The following is a 19,897-nucleotide window of genomic DNA, read 5'->3' on the forward strand; positions in this document are numbered from 1 at the left end:
GGGCCCGTTGCGCGCGTGGCAGGCGCCACTTCCGGAACAGGCCCTAGCCCACGTGGACCCGGGGCCGGCGTTGCGGATCGGGTTCCGCGCGGCGCAGGACCTCCCGGGTGACCGGGGCGACCTCTCCGTCGCCGAAGACGAGGAAGCGCAGCAGTTGGCTGAACGGGTTGCCCTCGGTCCAGTTGAAGTAGGCGTGCGGGACCTCACCGGTGCGGTCCCGCAGCTGCATCAGGACGGCCGCGATGGTGTTGGGCACGGTCGCGCCCTCCACGCGCAGCCTGCGCACCCCGTGCTTCTCGTCGCCGTGGACGGCCAGATCGGCGGTGAAGTCCGAGGAGTCCGTGACGAAGACCTCCAGGAAGAGCACCGGACGCCCGTCCGGGATGTGGGTCTGCTCGCGCTGGCTGTACTCCTTGGCGCGGTACTCGCGCGTGCTGTGTTCCTGCGGCTCGTTGGCGATCAGCCGGAGAGGCCCGCTCGCCGCGGCCTCGTCGAGGAACCGGGAGGCCGTCTCGTCGAACGTGACGGCGGCGGCCCGCAGTTCGAAGGCCCGGCGCACACGGGAGGCGAACGAGGTGATCAGGATGGCCAGGATGAAGATCGCCGCGATCTTGATGCCGTCCGGCCGCTCGATCACGTTCGTGACCAGCGTGTAGGCGAAGACCGCGGTGATGGCACCGAACCCGGTCGCGGCGCCCCGGTGGCCGCGCTTGTGCACGGCGACCGTCGACGCGAAGGACGCGGAGAGCATCAGGACCAGGACGCCGGTCGCGTACGCGCCGCTCTGGTCGTCGACGTTCGCGTTGAACCACAGCGTGATGAAGACCGCGGCCGCCATGAAGACCAGCACCAGGGGGCGGACCGCCCGGGTCCATTCCGGGGCCATGCCGTACCGCGGCAGATAGCGCGGCACGAGATTGAGCAGTCCGGCGAGCGCGGAGGCGCCCGCGAACCAGAGGATCGCGATGGTCGCGACGTCGTAGACCGTGCCGAAGGCCTCGCCCAGGTGCTGGTGCGCGAGATACGCCAGCGCGCGGCCGTTCGCGGCGCCGCCGCTCCTGAACTCGTCCTGCGGGATCAGGATCGTCGTCGCCAGACTGGAGAGCAGCAGGAAGCAGCTCATGATCACGGCGGCCGTGGTGAGCAGCTTGCGGGTGTCGCGGATCCGGCCCGTCGGCTTCTCGTAGGTGTCCGTGGGGTCGCCCTCGACCTGCGGCATCACCGCGACGCCCGTCTCGAAGCCGGACATGCCGAGCGCCAGCTTCGGGAAGACGAGCAGCGCCACGGCGGCCATCGCGAGCGGAGAGGAGTGTTCCGTCGTCATCGCGTCGGTCCAGTCGCCGATCTTGACCGGGTGGCTCAGCACCTCCCACGCCGAGACGGCCAGAACGACGACATTGAGTGTGAGATAGGTCGCCACCAGCGTCACGGCGATGCCCATGGCCTCACGGAAGCCCTTGAGGAAGACCGCCCCCAGGGCCGTGACGAGGACGAGCGTGATCCAGGTGTTCGCGCCGTGCAGCCAGTGCGGAGCGAACGGATTCTCCACGACGTGCGCCGCGGCGTCGGCGCCGGAGAGCGTGATCGTGATCAGGAAGTCGGTGGCCGCGAACCCGAGCAGCACCAGGACGAAGATCTTCCCCGCCCACCAGGGCAGCAGCCGCTCCAGCATGGCGATGGAACCCTCGCCGTGCGGACTCTCGTGCGCGACCCGGCGGTAGACCGGCAGCGCGCCGAGCAGGGTCAGCGCGACCAGCACGAGCGTCGCCAGCGGCGACAGCAGGCCGGCCGCGAGCGCCGCGATGCCGGGCTGGTAGCCGAGCGTGGAGAAGTAGTCCACACCGGTCAGACACATGACCCGCCACCACCGGTGCCCCGCGTGCCCCTCGTCGGTCGTGGCGTGCGGGCCCGGGTGCCGGGCCGTCTGCTCGCTCAGGCCCTCCAGGAGCCAGGCCCGCCAGCGGGGCGTGGCGGCGGAGGGCCCTGGTTCGTCGGGCTCGGCGGTGTCCTTACTGTCCACCTGCGTGCCGCTCATGCTGCGATCTCCCTGACCTGGGGCCTTCGGACAACGACGAGCGAGTATCCACCACACGGCCGCCCGCACCCCCGCCGGGGGCGACCGGACGGCCCGGACGGACCGGACGGACCGGGCGGACCGGACGGACCGGGCGGACCGGACGGCGCGGCGGCAGTGCGCTGCGCACGCACGCGTGACACGTGCCCTGATCCGGCTGCCGCACGCGCGCGTGCGGTGCGCGTTCGATCCGTGGTGCGATCCGTCGTGCCGCCCCCGCGCGCGCACCGCATACGCTGGCGTGATGCAGGACGAGTACCGCACAGTCGCCCACGCGGGCGTGCACGAGACCGAGATCAACCGCTCCCGCTTCCTGTGCGCCCTCGCCCCGGCGGCCACCGAGCAGGAGGCCCAGGACTTCATCGCGGCCGTCCGCAAGGAGCACGCGGACGCCACGCACAACTGCTACGCGTACGTCATCGGCGCCGGTGCCGCCGTCCAGAAGGCGAGCGACGACGGGGAACCGGGCGGCACCGCGGGCGTCCCCATGCTGCAGATGCTGCTGCGCCGGGACATGCGGTACGTCGTCGCCGTCGTCACCCGCTACTACGGCGGGGTCAAGCTCGGCGCGGGCGGGCTCATCAGGGCGTACGGGGGAGCGGTGGGCGAGGCGCTGGACGTGCTCGGAACCCTCACGCGCAAACGCTTCCGGCTCGCCACGGTGACCGTCGACCACCAGCGGGCCGGCAAGGTGCAGAACGACCTGCGGTCGACCGGACGCACGGTGCGTGACGTGCGTTACGGGGAGGCGGTCACGATCGAGATCGGCCTCCCGGACGCCGACGTGGACGCCTTCCGCTCGTGGCTCGCCGACGCCACCGCCGGCACGGCCGGCTTCGAACTGGGCGGCGAGGCATACGGGGACGCCTAGCGACACAGCGACACAGCGATACAGCGATACAGCGACACAGGGATACGGGATACGGGGACAGTGAACGGGCGCTCCGCCCAGTCGGCGGCCTGTGCTGATTTCCGGAGTCATGGCGACTTGTGTGCATCCCGGCCGGTTCGGGCCGCAGTGGCACGTTCAGGACATTCGCCGTGCGTGGTCATGGCATCATGGGTGAAAAGTAGTACTCCGCCGCGTCGGCGCGGTCGGCTTCTTTTTTTGTCTTGCACCCGGCTCGTTCCTGCAATTCATTCGGCTCGTGCCCGCCGAGAATTCCTCGATGCGTGCCCTGTCGAGGAAGGTTCTCCATGAACCGTTCAGCTCGCACGAACGACCGCTTCTCCAACACCCGTAAGAAGGATGGCTCCGCCGGTTCCGGCCGGGGCGCCCGCTCGGGTGGCAACGGGCGCCGTCCCTCCACACCGCAGGGGGAGTTCGCGTTGCCGGTCACCGTCACGCCGGCCCTCCCCGCGGCTGCGACGTTCGGCGAGCTGGACCTCCCCGCCGAGTTGCTGAAGACGCTCACCAGCCTCGGCGTGAACGAGCCGTTCCCGATCCAGGCCGCCACCCTGCCGAACTCCCTGGCGGGCCGCGACGTCCTGGGCCGCGGGCGGACCGGATCGGGCAAGACGCTCGCCTTCGGCCTGGCGCTACTCGTGCGCACGGCCGGACAGCGTGCCGAGGCCCGGAAGCCGCTGGCCCTGATCCTCGTCCCCACGCGCGAGCTGGCCCAGCAGGTCACCGACGCGCTCACTCCGTACGCCCAGTTGCTGAAGCTGCGGCTGGCCACCGTGGTCGGCGGCATGTCGATCGGCCGGCAGGCGAGCGCACTGCGCGCCGGGGCCGAGGTCGTCGTCGCGACTCCAGGCCGCCTCGCCGATCTCATCGAGCGCAAGGACTGCCGGCTGGACCGGGTGAGCATCACCGTCCTGGACGAGGCCGACCAGATGGCCGACATGGGCTTCATGCCCCAGGTCACCGAACTGCTCGACCAGGTACGCCCCGACGGCCAGCGGATGCTGTTCTCGGCCACGCTGGACCGCAACATCGACCTCCTGGTCCGTCGCTACCTCCATGACCCGGTGGTCCACTCGGTCGACCCGTCGGCGGGCACGGTCACCACGATGGAGCATCACGTGCTGCATGTGCACGGCACCGACAAGTTCGCCACCGCCACCGAGATCGCCGCCCGCGACGGGCGCGTGCTCATGTTCCTGGACACCAAGCACGCCGTCGACCAGTTCACCAAGCACCTGCTGGGCAGCGGCGTGAAGGCCGCCGCCCTGCACGGCGGCAAGTCGCAGCCCCAGCGCACCCGCACCCTGGCGCAGTTCAGGACCGGCGACATCACGGCGCTCGTGGCGACCAATGTCGCGGCCCGCGGCATTCATGTGGACGATCTCGACCTCGTCGTCAACGTCGACCCGCCGAGCGACCACAAGGACTACCTGCACCGCGGCGGCCGTACCGCGCGCGCCGGTGAGTCCGGCAGTGTCGTCACCCTGGTCCTGCCCAACCAGCGCCGTGAGATGGCGCGGCTGATGTCCGATGCCGGCATCAGGCCGCAGATCACTCAGGTCCGCTCGGGTGAGGCCGAGCTGAGCCGTATCACCGGCGCCCAGGCGCCCTCCGGTGTCCCCATCGCCGGCAGCGGGCCGGTCACGGAGCGCCCCAAGCGCGGCGGTGCCCCCTTCCGGGGTATGGGCACTCGCCCGGGCCGCGCCGGTGGTGAGTCCCGCCGGTCCGCCGAGGCCCGGCAGACGGCCGAGGCCCGCAAGGCCGCCCGGATCCGTCGCGGCGCGTAGCCCGAGCGCAGCTGAACGCCCGCGGGACCGCCCGCCCGAACGCCCGTCGGCCGCGCCGCAATTCAGGTCAATGTGGACATCTATGGCTATAGGTGGCGGATGTCAGGGGCGGACCGGGATGTGTGAGGAATCGGGTGCCGACAGGCGTTAGCGTGGTCGGTGCTGACGGTGAGGCCCGTGCTGGTCGGCGCCGGTTCCAGGGGCGTAGGGCGTAGTAAGGGGAAGCATGCAGGTCGGAGCGGTGTCTTGAGGATTCTGCACACGTCCGACTGGCATCTGGGCCGGGCGTTCCACCGGGTGAACATGCTCGGTGCCCAGGCCGGTTTCATCGGCCATCTCGTCACGACCGTGCGTGAGCGCGGCGTGGACGCGGTGGTCGTGTCGGGGGACGTGTACGACCGGGCGGTGCCGCCGCTGGCCGCGGTCGAGCTCTTCGACGACGCCCTGCACCGGCTGGCGGACCTGGGCGTGCCCACGGTGATGATCTCCGGGAACCACGACTCGGCGCGCCGACTGGGCGTGGGCGCCGGCCTCATCGGCCGCGCCGGCATCCATCTGCGGACCGAGGTCTCGGCGTGCGGTACGCCCGTGCTGCTGTCCGACACCTTCGGCGACGTCGCGTTCTACGGGCTGCCGTATCTTGAACCGGCCCTGGTGAGGGACCAGTTCGGGGTGGAGAAAGCGGCCCACGAGGCCGTGCTCGCCGCCGCCATGGACCGGGTCCGGGCCGACCTCGCCACGCGCCCGCCGGGCACCCGTTCCGTCGTCCTCGCCCATGCCTTCGTCACCGGCGGCGAGGCCAGTGACAGTGAGCGGGACATCACGGTCGGCGGGGTGGCCGCCGTGCCCGCCGGGGTCTTCGACGGCGTCGACTACGCGGCGCTGGGACATCTGCACGGCAGCCAGACCATCACCGAGCGCGTGCGCTACTCGGGCTCCCCGCTGCCCTACTCCTTCTCCGAGGCCGAGCACCGCAAGAGCATGTGGCTCGTGGACCTGGGGGCCGACGGCTCGATCGAGGCGGAGCGGGTCGACTGCCCGGTGCCCCGCCCGCTCGCCAGGATCCGTGGGCCACTGGAGGAACTGCTCGCCGACCCCGGGCTGACGCGCCACGAGGAGGCGTGGGTCGAGGCCACGCTCACCGACCCGGTGCGCCCCGCCGAGCCCATGGCGCGACTGACCGAGCGTTTCCCGCACACGCTCAGCCTCGTCTTCGACCCGGAGCGGGCACCGGAGGACCCGGACGTCTCGTACGCGCGGCGCCTGGCTGGCCGCAGCGACCAGCAGATCGCGGAGGACTTCGTGGCCCATGTGCGCGGCGCCGGACCCGACGCGCGCGAACAGGCCGTGCTGCAGGACGCGTTCGACGCCGTCCGCGCCGACGAGGCGGTCCGGGAGGTCGCCCGCTGATGCCCGCGACCGCCGGACACCCACGGCGCCCGGTGCGGCGACCGCACTCGAACACGGAGGGGAGCCGATGAGGCTGCACCGCCTGGACATCACCGCCTTCGGCCCCTTCGGCGGCGCCCAGACCGTCGACTTCGACGACCTCTCGGCCGCCGGGCTCTTCCTGCTGCACGGACCGACCGGGGCGGGCAAGACGTCCGTCCTGGACGCCGTCTGCTACGCGCTGTACGGGGCCGTGCCGGGCGCCCGCCAGAGCGGCCAGGGCATGACCCTGCGCAGCGACCACGCCGCGCCGTCCACCCGTACCGAGATCCGGCTCGAACTCACCGTCGCCGGACGCCGGCTGGAGATCACCCGGCAGCCGCCCTGGGCGCGCCCCAAGAAGCGCGGCGCCGGTACGACGACCGACAAGGCCCAGAGCCGGCTGCGCGAACACGACGCGGCGGCGGGCTCCTGGAAGGACCTCAGCCGCTCCCACCAGGAGATCGGTGAGGAGATCACCCAGCTGCTCGGCATGAGCCGGGAGCAGTTCTGCCAGGTCGTGCTGTTGCCCCAGGGCGACTTCGCACGCTTCCTGCGCGCCGACGCGGAGGCGCGCGGCAAACTGCTCGGCCGCCTCTTCGACACCCACCGCTTCGCGGAGGTCGAGAAGCGGCTCGCCGAGCGGCGGCGGGCGGTCGAGGCCGAGGTGCGGGCCGGGGACGCCACGCTGCTCGCCGACGCGCACCGCATGCAGCAGGCCGTCGGGGACGTCGTCGAGGTGCCGCTGCCCGACCTCGCGCCCGGCGACCCAGGACTCGCCGAGACCGTCCTCACCTGGGCCGCCGTCGCCCGCTCCACCGCCCGCGAGCGGCTGACCCTGGCCCACTGCGCGCGTACGGCGGCGGAGTCCGCGCAGGCCGCCGCCGACCGCGTACTCGACGACGTACGCGAAGTGGCACGCCTTCAGCGCAGGTACACCGAGGCGCGCGAGCGCGCCGCGCTGCTGGAGGAGCGCTCCGACGCCCACCGGGAGGCGCAGACGCGGATGGAGCGTGGCCGCAAGGCCGAGGCGGTGGCCCCCGCGCTCGATCTGCGCGACGCCGCCGAGGCCGAGCACCGGCGCGCGGCCACGGACGAGGCACGCGCGCGCACCGCCCTGCCCGAGACGTTCGCCGACGCCGGCGCGCCCGGCCTCGCGGCGGCGGCCCGCAAGGCGGCCGAGGAACTGGGCGGCCTGGAATCCGCCCGCCGGGCCGAGCGCCGGCTCGGTGAACTCACCGAGGAGCGTGCCTCCCTGGACCGCCAGGAGCGCGCCGACGACGACGTCCTCCAGGACGCCGAGAGCTGGCTCGCCACCTGGGAGGCGACCCGCGCCGACCTCCAGGCCGGCATCGAGTCCGCGCAGGAGGCCGCGACGCGCGCCGAGCAGCTCGCCGTGCGCCGCGACCCCGCCCAGGCCCGCCTCGCGGCCGCCCGTCGGCGCGACCGGCTCTCCCAGGACACGGACGAGGCCCGGGCCCGTGCCCTCGCCGCCCGCGAGCACGCGACGGACGCCCGGGTCCACTGGCTCGACCTGAAGGAACAGTGCCTTCAGGGCATCGCCGCGGAACTCGCCGCCGGTCTCGTCGACGGCGCTCCCTGCGCCGTGTGCGGCTCCCTCGACCATCCGGCGCCCGCGCGGAAGATCACCGGGCATGTCGACCGGGAGACCGAGGAGCGGGCCCTCACCGCCTACCAGCGCGCCGACGAGACGGCCACCGTGGACGAGCGGCGACTCGGCTCCGTACGCGAGGAGCTGGCCGCCGCGACCGCGGAAGCGGGCGACGCGCCGACCGCCCACCTCGCCCAGGAGGCAGCGGAGCTGGAGCGGCAGCATGCCGAGGCGCGCGCCGCCGCCTCCGGGCTGCACACCGCGCGGCAGCGGCTCGCACAGGCCGAGCTCGAACACGAACGGCGGGTCGCCGACCAGCAGCAGGCCGCCCTGCGCGCCGCCGCCCGGGTCTCCCACCGGGACACGATCGACCGGGAAAGGGCCTCGCTGGAGGAGGAGTTGGCAAAGGCCCGGGGCGCCGCCGACAGCGTCGCCGCGCGTGCCGCGCAGCTGGAGCGCCGGACCGCCCTGCTCACGGACGCCGCGGACGCCGTGCGCACGGCCGAGGACACCGCGCAGCGCCTCAAGGACGCCGACGCGCGCCTGGCCGACGCGGCCTTCCGCGCCGGGTTCGACACCCCGGGGGACGCGGCCGCCGCGCTCCTCGACGACGCGGCCCACCGCGACCTCCAACGGCGCCTCGACGCCTGGCAGTCCGAGGAGGCCGCCGTACGCGCGGTGCTCGCCGAGGCCGACACGGCCGCCGCCGCGCGGCAGCCGGCCGCCGGCCTGGCCGCCGCCGAAGAGACCGCCGAGCTGGCCGCCCGGCGGCTGCGGGACACCGCCTCCGCCCAGGACGCGGCCGCTCGGCGCTGCGCCGAACTGGACCGGCTGTCCACGCGCGCGCTCACGTCCGTACGCCGGCTGGCGCCGCTGCGCGAGGAGCACGACCGGGTGGCCCGTATGGCCGGACTGGCCGCGGGTACCTCCGCGGACAACGAGCGGAAGATGCGCCTGGAGTCCTACGTCCTCGCCGCCCGTCTGGAACAGGTGGCGGCGGCCGCGACCGCGCGCCTGCGACGCATGTCGTCGGGGCGCTACACGCTCGTCCACTCCGACGACCGGGCCGGACGCGGACGCAGCGGTCTCGGGCTGCATGTCGTGGACGCCTGGACCGGCCGCGAGCGGGACACGGCGACGCTCTCCGGCGGCGAGACCTTCTTCGCGTCGCTGGCTCTCGCCCTCGGCCTCGCGGACGTCGTCACCGACGAGGCCGGCGGGGTGCGCCTGGACACCCTGTTCATCGACGAGGGATTCGGCAGCCTCGACGACCAGACCCTCGACGAGGTCCTCGACGTACTCGACTCCCTGCGGGAGCGGGACCGCAGCGTCGGCATCGTCAGCCATGTCGCGGATCTACGACGGCGCATCACCGCGCAGCTGGAGATCGTGAAGGGGCGGACGGGTTCGGTGGTACGACAGCGGGGCGGGCTGTGACGCCCGGCGGCCCCGGGGTCAGCGACCCAGCGGGCGTCGGGGCAGCGGTGACGAGTACACGACGCTCGTCGTCACGGACCCCAGAGCGCCGATCTTGCCCGACACCTCTTCCAGATGGCGCATCGAGCGCGCGGCGACCTTGATGACGAAGCAGTCGTCGCCGGTGACGTGGTGCGCCTCCAGGATCTCGGGCGTCACGGCGACGAGGTCGTGGAAGGGCTTGTAGTTCCCGTTCGGGTAGCGCAGCCGGACGAAGGCCAGGATCGGCAGGCCCAGGCTGTCCGGGTCGACGACCGCCGCGTATCCCTGGATCACGCCGGCCTCCTCCAGCCGCCGCACCCGCTCGGTGACCGCGCTCGAGGACATGGAGACGGCACGGGCCAGCTCGGCGAAGCTGGCCCGTCCCTCGCGCTGGAGGACATCGAGGATGCGCCAGTCGGTGGCGTCCGGGGAATACGTGGTCATTCCCGAGGAATAGCAGGGGAATCCCCGGCAGATCAAGAGTGACGCCGTGAATCACTCCTTCAGGACGGGGATCACCGGCCGTAGATTCTCAGCCATGAGGGTCCCGTACGGCCGGAGCAGGCGAACGCACCGGAACGGCGGGGCAGGGAGGGAAGGCACCACGATGACCACCACGACGACGCCCACCACGACGACCCCCACATCGCCCCCGACCGTGAAGGCCCCGACCGTGAAGGCCCCCACCGCGAAGACCGCCACCGCGAAGACCGCCGACAACCCCGTACTCCGCGTCGCCCCCGCCTCCCCGGCCGCGGCCGCCGCCTACTTCGGCGCGAGCCTCGCCTTCCACGCCGACGTGTCCGATGTCGCCACCGCACTGGCGGCCGGCGGCGACCCCGGCTTCGTGGTTCTCGACTCGCGCTCCACCGCGTCCTGGGACCAGGGCCATGTGCCCGGCGCCGTCCATCTGCCCACCGCGCTCATCCCGGAGCAGGCCGAGCAGCTCCTGGACAGGTCCGTACCGGTCGTCACGTACTGCTGGGGCCCCGGCTGCAACGGCGCGACCCGGGCCGCCCTGGCCCTCGCCGAACTCGGCTTCCAGGTCAAGGAGATGCTGGGCGGCTTCGAGTACTGGGTGCGCGAGGGCTTCGAGTACGAGACCTGGGAGGGCCGCGACCACCGCGTCGCCGACCCGCTGACGGCGCCGGTGGACGCGGACGACTGCGGCTGCTGAGGCGACCGGGCGTCGTACCACCGCGGGCGGACCCCGCGACGCACGGACGCCGGAAGGCGGCCGCGGCCCCTGCATGTAGGTTCTGCGCATGGCCAGTTGCACGGATGCGGGTGTCGGCGCGGTCGCGTGGGTGGAGTCGGGCGGCGGCCCGCTCATCGCCGTACCCGAGGTGGTGCTCCCGTTCTGGGCGGGGGCGGACGGCGACGAACTGTCCACCGACTACGACCGCGCCTGCGACGTCGACGCGTTCATCGGCCTCGTCCCTGTCGGCGACACCCGGGCCCTGGTCCTCGGCGACGACCCCGGGTCGTGATGATGACCTCCGGACAGGACGGTTTCAGACGCTGACCGCGGCCGGGCTCGCGCCGGTGACGCGAACCCGGCCGCCGCCGAAGGGCTGCGACAGCCGACGAACCGTCACAGCCGCGACAGCCGACGAACCATCACAGCCGCGACAGTTCGTCGACCAGGTCGTCCAGGCCCAGCGAGCCCTGGGACAGGGCCGCCATGTGCCATGCCTTCGCGTCGAAGGCGTCGCCATGACGCTTCTTCGCGTTCTCGCGGCCCAGCAGCCAGGCCCGCTCGCCGAGCTTGTAGCCGATGGCCTGACCCGGGATGGAGAGATAGCGGGTGAGCTCGCTCTCCACGTAGTCCGCCGGGCGGCTGCTGTGCGCGGCGAAGAACTCCTCCGCCAGCTCGGGAGTCCAGCGCCCACCCGGGTGGAACGGCGAGTCCGCCGGGATCTCCAGCTCCAGATGCATGCCGATGTCGACGATGACGCGGGCCGCGCGCATCATCTGGGCGTCCAGATAGCCGAGCCGCTGCTCCGCGTCCGTGAGGAAGCCCAGCTCGTCCATCAGCCGCTCCGCGTACAGCGCCCAGCCCTCGCAGTTGGCGCTGACCCCGCCGACCGTGGCCTGGTAGCGCGAGAGGTTCTCCGCGACGTGCGCCCACTGGGCGAGCTGGAGGTGGTGGCCGGGGACGCCCTCGTGGTACCAGGTCGACACGAGGTCGTACACCGGGAAGCGGGTCAGGCCCATCGTCGGCAGCCAGGTACGCCCGGGGCGCGAGAAGTCCTCCGAGGGGGCCGTGTAGTACGGCGCCGCCGCACTGCCGGGCGGCGCGATGCGGGACTCCACCTTCCGTACCCGCTCGGCGAGTTCGAAGTGCGTGCCGTCGAGCGCCTCGATCGCCTGGTCCATCAGTGCCTGGAGCCAGTCGCGTACCTCGTCGACGCCCTCGATGTGCGCGCCGTGCTCGTCGAGGTGCGCGAGCGCCACCCACGGGGTCTCGGCGCCCGGCAGGATCTTCTCGGCCTCGGTCTTCATCTCGGCGAGGAGGCGGTGGTACTCGGCCCAGCCGTACGCGTACGCCTCGTCGAGGTCGAGGTCCGTACCGTTGTAGTAGCGCGACCAGCGCGCGTACCGTTCACGGCCGACCGTGTCCGGCGCGCCCTCGATCGTCGGCGCGTAGACGTCGCGCATCCAGTCCCGCAGGGACACCAGGGCCCCGGTCGCGGTGCGCGCGGCCGCGTCCAGCTCCGTGCGCAGCGACTCGGGGCCCGACGCCACGAAGTCCTCGTACCAGCCGCGGCCCTGCCCGTCCGTGTCCGACCACTCGGTGAGCTGCCCGATGAACGTCGCGGTGGGGCGCGGCCCCGCGTACAGCTTGCGCTCCAGGCCGAGGGCGAGTGACTCCCGGTAGCCCGCCAGGGCGGCGGGCACGGCGCGCAGCCGCTCGGCGACCGAGGCCCAGTCCTCGTCCGTGTCCGTGGGAGTGATCGTGAAGACCTCGCGCACCGAGTGCGCGGGCGAGTCCATGTTGCCGACCGCCCGCAGCCCCTCGTCGGCCTCGTGGACGGCGAGTTCCGCGGTGAGGCGCTCACGCAGCAGCCGGGCGCAGCGGCGCTCGATGTCGCTGTCCGCGCCGGGCTGCCGCTCCGCCTCGTCGAGACGTGCCAGCGTGGTCCGCGTCAGCTTCGCCAGGGCCTCGTGGCCCGCGGGCGAGAAGTCCGGCAGCTTGCCGGCGCTTGCCTTGTCACCGAGATACGTACCCGTGACCGGATCGAGGGCGATGAGGTCGTCGACATACGCGTCGGCGACCTCGCGGGGCAGCGGGCTCTTCGTCTCTGACATGCGGACATCCTTATACGGAGAGCTGGTCCGCGTCAGGCCGATATGCCGGGTCGGGCGCGGTGTCAGCCTGATTTCGCCGAGGGCGTGACCTGCGGCCCGGGCGGCAGCAGCGGACCGCAGTCCCACTGCTGGAAGATCAACCGGGTCTCGACCCGGGCCACTTCGCGCTGCGACGTGAACTCGTCGAGGACCAGCCTCTGCAGATCCGCCATGTCGGCGACCGCGACATGGACGAGGTAGTCGTCGGGGCCGGTGAGGTGGAAGACGGTACGCGACTCGGGCAGCGCCCGGATCCGGTCCACGAAGGGGCCCACCAACTCCCGCCGATGCGGCCTGACCTGCACCGACAGCAGCGCTTCCAGCCCCCGCCCCAGTTTCGCCGGGTCCAGTCGCAGTTGATGGCCGAGAATGACTCCCGCGCGGCGCAGCCGCGTCACCCGGTCGAGACAGGTCGAGGGCGCCACCCCGACCTGCGCCGCGAGGTCGCGGTACGTCGTCCGGGCGTCGTTCTGCAACAGCCGCAACAAATGAAGATCCACCGGATCGAGTACGACGGATTCGCCCATGCGCCGAACGTAACACGACCTTCTTCGCCCGGACCCCGGCCGCTGTTCAGGCTTCCCGGCATGAACTTCGGCAGCTACGACACATACGTGGATGAAACCGCGGACGCAGCGGACGCAGCGGACGCAGTGGACGACGGCCGGGGCGCCGGCGGCTTCGGGGGCGGGCCCGCGGTGCGGGCGCTGGACACCGAGGCCGTGCACGCCGGGCGGGACGACCTCGCCCGGCAGGGTCTGCACGCCGCGCCGATCGACCTGTCCACGACCTACCCCTCGTACGACAGCCGTGCGGAGGCGGCCCGCATCGACGCCTTCGCCGCCGACGGCGCGGAGCCGGCCGGGCCGCCCGTCTACGGCCGGCTGGGCAACCCGACCGTGGCCCGCTTCGAGACCGCCCTCGCCCGGCTCGAGGGCACGGACAGCGCGGTCGCGTTCGCGAGCGGCATGGCGGCGCTGAGCGCGGTGCTGCTCGTACGGAACGCCATGGGCCTGCGGCATGTCGTCGCCGTACGGCCCCTGTACGGCTGTAGCGACCATCTGCTGACCGCCGGACTGCTCGGCTCCGAGGTGACCTGGGTCGACCCGGCGGGCGTCGCGGACGCCCTGCGCCCCGACACCGGTCTTGTCATGGTGGAGTCACCGGCCAACCCGACGCTGGCCGAACTCGATCTGCGGGCGCTCGCCCACGCCTGCGGCTCCGTACCGCTGCTGGCGGACAACACCTTCGCCACCCCCGTGCTGCAACGCCCCGCCGAACACGGCGCCCGGCTCGTGCTGCACAGCGCCACCAAATACCTGGGCGGCCACGGGGACGTGATGGCCGGAGTGGTGGCCTGCGACGAGGAGTTCGCCCGGGGGCTGCGCCAGATCCGCTTCGCGACGGGCGGGGTGCTCCATCCGCTCGCCGGCTATCTGCTGCTGCGCGGTCTCTCGACGCTCCCGATACGTGTACGGGCCGCCTCCTCGAACGCCGCCGAACTCGCCCGTCGGCTCGCCGCCGACCCGCGGGTCGCCCGCGTCCACTATCCCCGCATCGGCGGCGCCATGATCGCCTTCGAGGTGTACGGCGATCCCCATGAGGTCATCGCCGGGGTCCGCCTGATCACCCCCGCCGTGAGCCTCGGCAGCGTCGACAGCCTCATCCAGCACCCGGCGTCCATCAGCCATCGCATCGTGGACGCGGCGGACCGCCGGGGTGCCGGAGTGAGCGACCGGCTGCTGCGGCTGTCGGTGGGCCTCGAGGACGTCGAGGACCTGTGGGCGGACCTGGACGGGGCGCTGGGGACGGACCGGCTCCCCGAGACGGCGGGAGCGGGCCGCGAACCGTCGCGGACCGCGCTCCGGCTCCCGGAGCGGGCCGCGGACCGATAGCCCTCCTGGAGCGGGCCGCGGGCCGCGGCCCGGGGACCGGGGGCCGGGGTCGCCCGCCCTCCCCGTCGGGGGTTCGGGAGGTGCCGGGGACCCGGCCACGCACACCGGCCCGGCGCGATGCGCCGGGCCGGTCCGTCCGATCTGCTGCGTACCGCTGCGTACCGCTGCGTAGGACCGGTGCGTAGGGCCGGTGCGCGCCTAGTCCCTCGTGCCGTGCCCGGTGTGCTGCCCCAGCGCCGGGTCGTACGGCGGCTGCGGGGGCACCGCGGCCGCGTCCAGGCGGGCCGTGATCACCAGGGTGCCCTCCTCGATCTGGTAGTCGAGGGGCAGGTCGAGGCCGCGCATCGCGGCGACCATGCCGGTGTTGGACGCCTGCGTGACCGCGTACACGTTCTCGCAGCCCGCCTCGACCGCCATCGCCACCAGACGGCCGAGCAGTTCAGCGCCGATGCCGCGCCGCTGCCAGTCGTCCTCGACGAGCAGCGCGATCTCGGTCTCGTCGCCGTCCCAGAGGAGATGGCCGAGCCCGACGATGCGGCCCGACGCGGTCTGCACGGCGAGCGTGCGCCCGAAACGCGGACTGAGCAGGTGGTTGAGGTAACGGTCCACGTCGCCGAGCGGGCCGTGATAGCGCATGCTCAGCGTGCGCGGCGAGCAGCGCTCGTGCATCGCCTTCGCCGCTGCGAGGTCCGAGACGTCGGCCCGGCGCACGGTGATCGCGCTGCCCTCGGGAAGCTGTAGTACGTCGTGGCTGCGCGGAATGCGCGGACCGAGCCGCGCGTCCAGTTCCACCAGCGCCCGCGCCCGCGCGAACTCCGTCGGGGTGAACGGCAGATACGGCCGCTCCACCGTGATCACTCCGCCTTCCGGCGCCCGTAGCCGCAGCACCGTGCCCTCCAGGGCCCCCTCGACGGGCGCGCCCTCGTTCACGCGGCCGGAGCCGGGGGAGGCGGCGGGCAGCGAGCGGATCGTGCACCGGCCGAGCAACTGCCGCAGTGCGAGCGGGAGTTCCGCCGCGTCCAGCGCCGTGCGGGTGGCCAGTCCGAGCACGCGTGTCGGCGCGTCCACCAGGTCGTGCGCGTCCGCGCGCTCGATCCAGGTCCCGGTGCCGCCGGCCCGCGAGATGGCGTACGTGACCTCCGCCCCGGCCAGCTGCGCCGGAGCACGCAGCAGGAACTCGTCGACCGTGCCCTGCGCCAGCGGATGCGTCTGCAGGCTGAGGATGTCCACCCGCTGTCCGGCCAGCGCCGTGCACAGCGCGGCCAGCGAGCCCGGCTCGTCCTGCACCGTCGTCCGCATCCGCCACAGCACGGTCGCGCCCGCGACCGCGTTCGCGTCGGACGGCCCGGCCTGCTGCCTCTCGGCGGGCGGCCGGGGGCCGGTATCGTCCACCGGCGGGGCGTGCCCAGGGCGCCGTGCCCACCATGTGTGGAATCCGGCCGTCGCGGCGAGCACGACAGCCGTGATCACCAGCAGGGCGGGGCCGTCGGGGGCGTGCCCGATCAGATTGGCCACCGCGTCCGCCACCGCCACCGCCGTGAACAGCGCGGCGAGTTCGACGACGTCCCGCCGCCAGTGGTGGACCGGACGCCCGTGCTTCGCACGGGTCACATCAGACATGTCTGGAGTCATGCAGCCACTGTGGAGGAACGGTGTTGCGTGATCACAAACGCTCTGTGACCGATCGGTAAAGTGTGATTCTGCACCTTTTGTTGTTCTTTTGAATACTTCTTGGCGCCGAGTGTGCGAGCTGCGCGCCCTGTCTGGTCAGAGCGGTGGCGTGGCCCGCAGGAGCGGGGACATACGGCAGCCGCGCACCGGGGGATGACTCCGGTGCGCGGCGTGATGATCGAGAGTACGCGAGTCGGCGGGCCGCCGTCGCACACCGACCGCCGGGCGGATCAGGGGCGGGCCGCGCCAGGTGAGGCGACAAGTCGACGACCGGCCGGGCGAGTTACCGGCTGATGCTCGCCCGCCCCGCTGTCACTGCCCCACGCGCCCCGGCTGCAACACCTGTGTGAACAGCACCGTCCCGTCCTGCTCGCGCAGCCGGACCGTCAGCTCCCCGCTGTCGCCGTCGATGTCGACCTCGCCGAAGAACTGGTATCCGCCGGCGGGAGAGACGTTCGACGCGGTCGGCGCCTTCACGAACACCCGCTCCGGACCGAACGTGTCGTCCAGCGCGCTCGCCGGGAACGCACCGGCGTTCAACGGGCCCGAGACGAACTCCCAGAACGGCTCGAAGTCCGTGAACGCGGCCCGTGACGGCTGGTAGTGCTGTGCCGAGGTGTGGTGCACATCGGCCGTCAGCCAGACCGTGCCGGTGACCCGCCGGTGCTTGATGAACCGCAGCAGCTCGGCGATCTGGAGCTCCCGGCCGAGCGGCGCGCCCGGGTCGCCCTGGGCCACGGCTTCGATGTTCGGCTTCCCCTCGGTCGTGTCGGGCACGACCAGGCCCAGCGGCATGTCCGCGGCGATCACCTTCCACACCGCGCGCGACGTCGCCAGCTCCCGCTTGAGCCACCCGAGCTGCTCGGCGCCGAGGATGCCCTGCGGGTCGGTGGTCTGCCGGCCGGGCGAGTTCGCGTTGCGGTACGTACGCATGTCCAGCACGAAGACGTCCAGCAGCGGACCGTGCCGCACGACCCGGTTCACCCGCCCTTCACCGGCGCCGGGGTGCAGCGTCGAGATGGGGAAGTACTCGCTGAACGCCCGGCGGGCACGGCCGGCCAGGACGTCGACGCTCTTCTCCGTGTAACGGGTGTCCGAGTCCGCGATCACCTCGCCCGGGTACCAGTTGTTCCGCACCTCGTGGTCGTCCCACTGGATGATCGAGGGGACCTGGGCGTTGAACCGCTTGAGGTTCTCGTCGAGCAGGTTGTACCGGAAGTTGCCGCGGAACTCGGCCAGGGTCTCGGCCACCTTGGACTTCTCCTCGGTGGTGATGTTCCGCCAGGTGCCGCCGCCCGGCAGCGCGGCGGTGGCCGAGATCGGCCCGTCGGCGTAGATGCTGTCGCCGCTGCACAGGAAGAAGTCCGGGTCGAGCCCGGCCATCGCGTCGTAGATCCGGTAACCCCCCAGGTCCGGGTTGATGCCCCAGCCCTGCCCCGCCAGGTCGCCCGACCACAGGAAGCGCACCCCGCCGCGCCGCCCGGGCGGCGTCGTGCGGAAGGTGCCGGTGACCGGCTCACCGGTGCGCCGCGGATCGTCCGGGTCGGCGAGGAGCACCCGGTAGTGGATCTGCTCGCCCGCGGGCAGCCCGTGCAGCCGCGTCGTGCCGGTGAAGTCCGTGTTCGCGCCGACGAGCGGGCCCTGCCACCTGCGCGGGCTGCGGAACGCCTCGGTCGCGGAGGTCTCGACGATCATCCGGGCCGGGCGGTCGGACCGTACCCAGACGAGACCGGAATGGGCCGTCACGTCTCCGGCCTGGACGCCCCACCCCGCCTTCGGCCGCCCCGAGAGGGCGAACGCCGGTGCCGAGCCGGGCATGGCGGGCAGAGTCAGGGCCGCCGACGCGGCGAGGGAGCCGCGCAGCACGCTGCGACGGCCCGGCAACGGGAGTAGTGACATCGATGAGCCTCCAGGGACGGATTCCGGCCGGTGTGCAACGCCACAACTACTGGTGCGCCGCAGCGCACATGGAAACCACAAGTGAACAACCGACCCCGGCGCCGACGGAACCGGGGTGACGCGAACGTGTCACGACAGCAGGACGCCGGCCGCGAAGCGCTTGTCGGCGTGTGGCGGTGTGCGTCGGCGTGTGTCGGCGTGCGACGGCCGCGAGGCGCTGGTCGGCGCGCCGTCGACACGGCCCTGACGTCGGGTCAGCCGCGCACCGCGTCCGACATCAGCCGTACCCCCGCACGGATCCGCGCGGGCGGCAGATGCGCGTAGCCCAGCACCAGCCGTACCGCGTCGTCCGGTGCCGTCCCGTACGACGCCAGCGGCCGCACCGCGACTCCGGCCGCGGCCGCCCGCTTCAGGAACCGGTCCACCGGCCCGTACCGATCGGGCAGCGAGGCGATGACATGCAGGCCCGCCGCGATCCCGGAGACCTCCGCCCCCGGAAAGTGCTCCTCCAGAGCGGATACGAGAGTGTCGCGCCGCTCCTTGTAGGCGCGCTGGCAGCGGCGCAGCTGGCGGTCGTAGTCGCCGCCTTCCACGAACCGGGCCAGGAGCGCCTGATCGACGACCGGGTTCCCGAGGTCCATGGTCCGCTTCCGCTCCACGACCTCCTCGGCGATCGAGGCGGGGACGAGCAGCCAGCCGAGCCGCAGTCCGGGGGCGAGCGACTTACTGATCGAACCCGTGTACGCGACATGCTCGGGATCGAGTCCCTGGAGGGCGCCCACGGGGGCACGGTCGTAACGGAAGTCCCCGTCGTAGTCGTCCTCGACCACCAGCCCGTTCACCGAGCGTGCCCAGTCCAGCAGTTCGGCGCGGCGGCGCGCCGAGTAGGCGATTCCCGAGGGGAACTGGTGGGCGGGCGTGGTCACGACCGCTCGTACGCCCGAGTCGCGCAGCGGCCCGGTGGCCAGCCCCTCCTCGTCCAGGGGCAGCGGTACGGTGCCGATGCCGGCCGACGCGTAGAGGGCACTGTGTTCCGGGCTTCCGGGATCCTCGACGCCCACGGTCGTCGTCCCGCGCGCGTGCAGCACGAATCCGAGCAGGGTGGTCGCCTGCGCCACTCCGGAGACGACCACGATCCGCTCGGGGTCCGCGACGACGCCCCTGCGCCGTGCCAGCAGCTCGGCAAGGGCGGTACGCAACCGGGCCAGGCCGCGCGGATCCGGGTAGCCCAGCGCGTGGTGGGGGAGCTCCGCGAGCACGGCGCGGTGTGCGGCCGCCCAGGCCGTACGGGGAAACAGGGACAGGTCCGGAGTGCCGGGCAGGAAGTCCGCGCGGGCACCGGGGGAGCGCGGGGCGAAGTCACGCGCGCGTGGGTGGGCGGCGCGGGCTGCGCCGCCCACCCAGGTTCCGGCGCCCCGGCCGCTGCGCAGATACCCCTCCGCGGTCAACTGCTCGTACGCCTCCGTCACCAGGCCCCGGGACACGCCGAGGTCCGCGGCGAGTTCACGGCTCGACGGCAGCCGGGTCCCGGGCGCGAGCCTCCCGGAGCGGACGGCCGTACGCAGGGCGGCCTGGAGACCGCGCCCACGCGCGCGTGCCGGCGCCGCGGCGGCCGGCAGGAGCAACTCCCAGGCGGCGGCCCACGGTGCGGACCCGGACGACACGGACTCGCCCGCCCCAGACACCTGTCCGGACGGCGCCGGCCCGGACTCGCCCGGCACCGCCCCGAGCCCGCCCGGCACCTCCGCATTGGTCCCCGATGACGTCATGGAAGTGGACCTTAAACCGGACCGGTTCCGTTCGTAGCGTCGCCGT

General features: G+C 72.8%; 13 protein-coding genes and 1 pseudogene. 7 read left to right on the forward strand and 7 right to left on the reverse strand.

Annotated elements, in window-relative coordinates; all coding sequences use genetic code 11:
- Nucleotides 1–43 precede the first annotated feature (43 nt).
- Complete coding sequence (locus GTY58_RS36610; RefSeq protein WP_171033149.1) at nt 44–2,035, reverse strand: amino acid transporter; 1,992 nt, start codon at nt 2,033–2,035, stop codon at nt 44–46.
- Between the two features lie 283 nt (nt 2,036–2,318).
- On the opposite strand from GTY58_RS36610, the gene GTY58_RS36615 reads away from it, so the two are divergent.
- From GTY58_RS36615 to GTY58_RS36630, 4 genes are all read left to right on the forward strand, one after another.
- The gene (locus tag GTY58_RS36615) at nt 2,319–2,945 is read left to right on the forward strand and encodes a YigZ family protein (protein WP_010988448.1); all 627 of its coding nucleotides are present in this window, start codon (nt 2,319–2,321) and stop codon (nt 2,943–2,945) included.
- Nucleotides 2,946–3,271: 326 nt separating this feature from the next.
- Nucleotides 3,272–4,768, forward strand: coding sequence for a DEAD/DEAH box helicase (locus GTY58_RS36620; RefSeq protein WP_010988449.1), 1,497 nt, complete (start codon nt 3,272–3,274; stop codon nt 4,766–4,768).
- Nucleotides 4,769–5,014: 246 nt separating this feature from the next.
- Nucleotides 5,015–6,178 carry an exonuclease SbcCD subunit D C-terminal domain-containing protein gene (locus tag GTY58_RS36625; RefSeq protein WP_010988450.1) on the forward strand — a complete coding sequence of 388 codons (1,164 nt, stop codon included), beginning with the start codon at nt 5,015–5,017 and terminating at the stop codon, nt 6,176–6,178.
- Nucleotides 6,179–6,245: 67 nt separating this feature from the next.
- Nucleotides 6,246–9,245, forward strand: a complete 3,000-nt coding sequence (locus GTY58_RS36630) for an SMC family ATPase (RefSeq protein WP_010988451.1) — start codon at nt 6,246–6,248, stop codon at nt 9,243–9,245.
- 18 nt (nt 9,246–9,263) lie between these two features.
- Here GTY58_RS36630 and GTY58_RS36635 read toward each other — a convergent pair whose 3' ends face one another.
- Entirely contained in the window at nt 9,264–9,710 is a 447-nt protein-coding gene (locus tag GTY58_RS36635) for an Lrp/AsnC family transcriptional regulator (protein WP_010988452.1), read from the reverse strand.
- A 163-nt stretch (nt 9,711–9,873) separates the two neighbouring features.
- Between GTY58_RS36635 and GTY58_RS36640 the strand changes: the two genes are divergently transcribed.
- Together GTY58_RS36640 and GTY58_RS36645 are read left to right on the forward strand one after the other, a co-directional pair.
- A complete protein-coding gene (locus tag GTY58_RS36640) occupies nt 9,874–10,443 on the forward strand; it encodes a rhodanese-like domain-containing protein (RefSeq protein WP_037647011.1) in 570 nt (189 codons plus the stop codon).
- Nucleotides 10,444–10,531: 88 nt separating this feature from the next.
- Nucleotides 10,532–10,753: pseudogene (locus GTY58_RS36645) on the forward strand (Imm21 family immunity protein); the annotation flags it as partial.
- Nucleotides 10,754–10,886: 133 nt separating this feature from the next.
- On the opposite strand, the gene GTY58_RS36650 reads toward GTY58_RS36645, so the two are convergent.
- Nucleotides 10,887–12,578, reverse strand: coding sequence for a DUF885 domain-containing protein (locus GTY58_RS36650; protein ID WP_010988455.1), 1,692 nt, complete (start codon nt 12,576–12,578; stop codon nt 10,887–10,889).
- A 62-nt stretch (nt 12,579–12,640) separates the two neighbouring features.
- The gene (locus GTY58_RS36655) at nt 12,641–13,144 is read right to left on the reverse strand and encodes an Lrp/AsnC family transcriptional regulator (RefSeq protein WP_037647013.1); all 504 of its coding nucleotides are present in this window, start codon (nt 13,142–13,144) and stop codon (nt 12,641–12,643) included.
- On the opposite strand from GTY58_RS36655, the gene GTY58_RS36660 reads away from it, so the two are divergent.
- Complete coding sequence (locus tag GTY58_RS36660; protein WP_237528940.1) at nt 13,106–14,512, forward strand: PLP-dependent transferase; 1,407 nt, start codon at nt 13,106–13,108, stop codon at nt 14,510–14,512. The genes GTY58_RS36655 and GTY58_RS36660 overlap by 39 nt on opposite strands.
- Nucleotides 14,513–14,710: 198 nt before the next feature.
- Here the strand turns inward: GTY58_RS36660 and GTY58_RS36665 are convergent, their stop codons facing one another.
- From GTY58_RS36665 to GTY58_RS36675, 3 genes are all read right to left on the reverse strand, one after another.
- Nucleotides 14,711–16,132: a GNAT family N-acetyltransferase gene (locus GTY58_RS36665; RefSeq protein ID WP_042493978.1), complete on the reverse strand. Its 1,422-nt coding sequence runs from the start codon at nt 16,130–16,132 to the stop codon at nt 14,711–14,713.
- Nucleotides 16,133–16,495: 363 nt separating this feature from the next.
- On the reverse strand, nt 16,496–18,082 hold the full coding sequence (locus GTY58_RS36670) for an alkaline phosphatase D family protein (protein WP_037647016.1): 1,587 nt from the start codon (nt 18,080–18,082) through the stop codon (nt 16,496–16,498).
- A 254-nt stretch (nt 18,083–18,336) separates the two neighbouring features.
- Nucleotides 18,337–19,851, reverse strand: a complete 1,515-nt coding sequence (locus GTY58_RS36675; protein ID WP_078234938.1) for a PLP-dependent aminotransferase family protein — start codon at nt 19,849–19,851, stop codon at nt 18,337–18,339.
- Between the last annotated feature and the right edge of the window lie 46 nt (nt 19,852–19,897).

Source organism: Streptomyces sp. SID5469 (assembly GCF_009862865.1).
Classification (GTDB): Bacteria; Actinomycetota; Actinomycetes; order Streptomycetales; family Streptomycetaceae; genus Streptomyces; species Streptomyces avermitilis.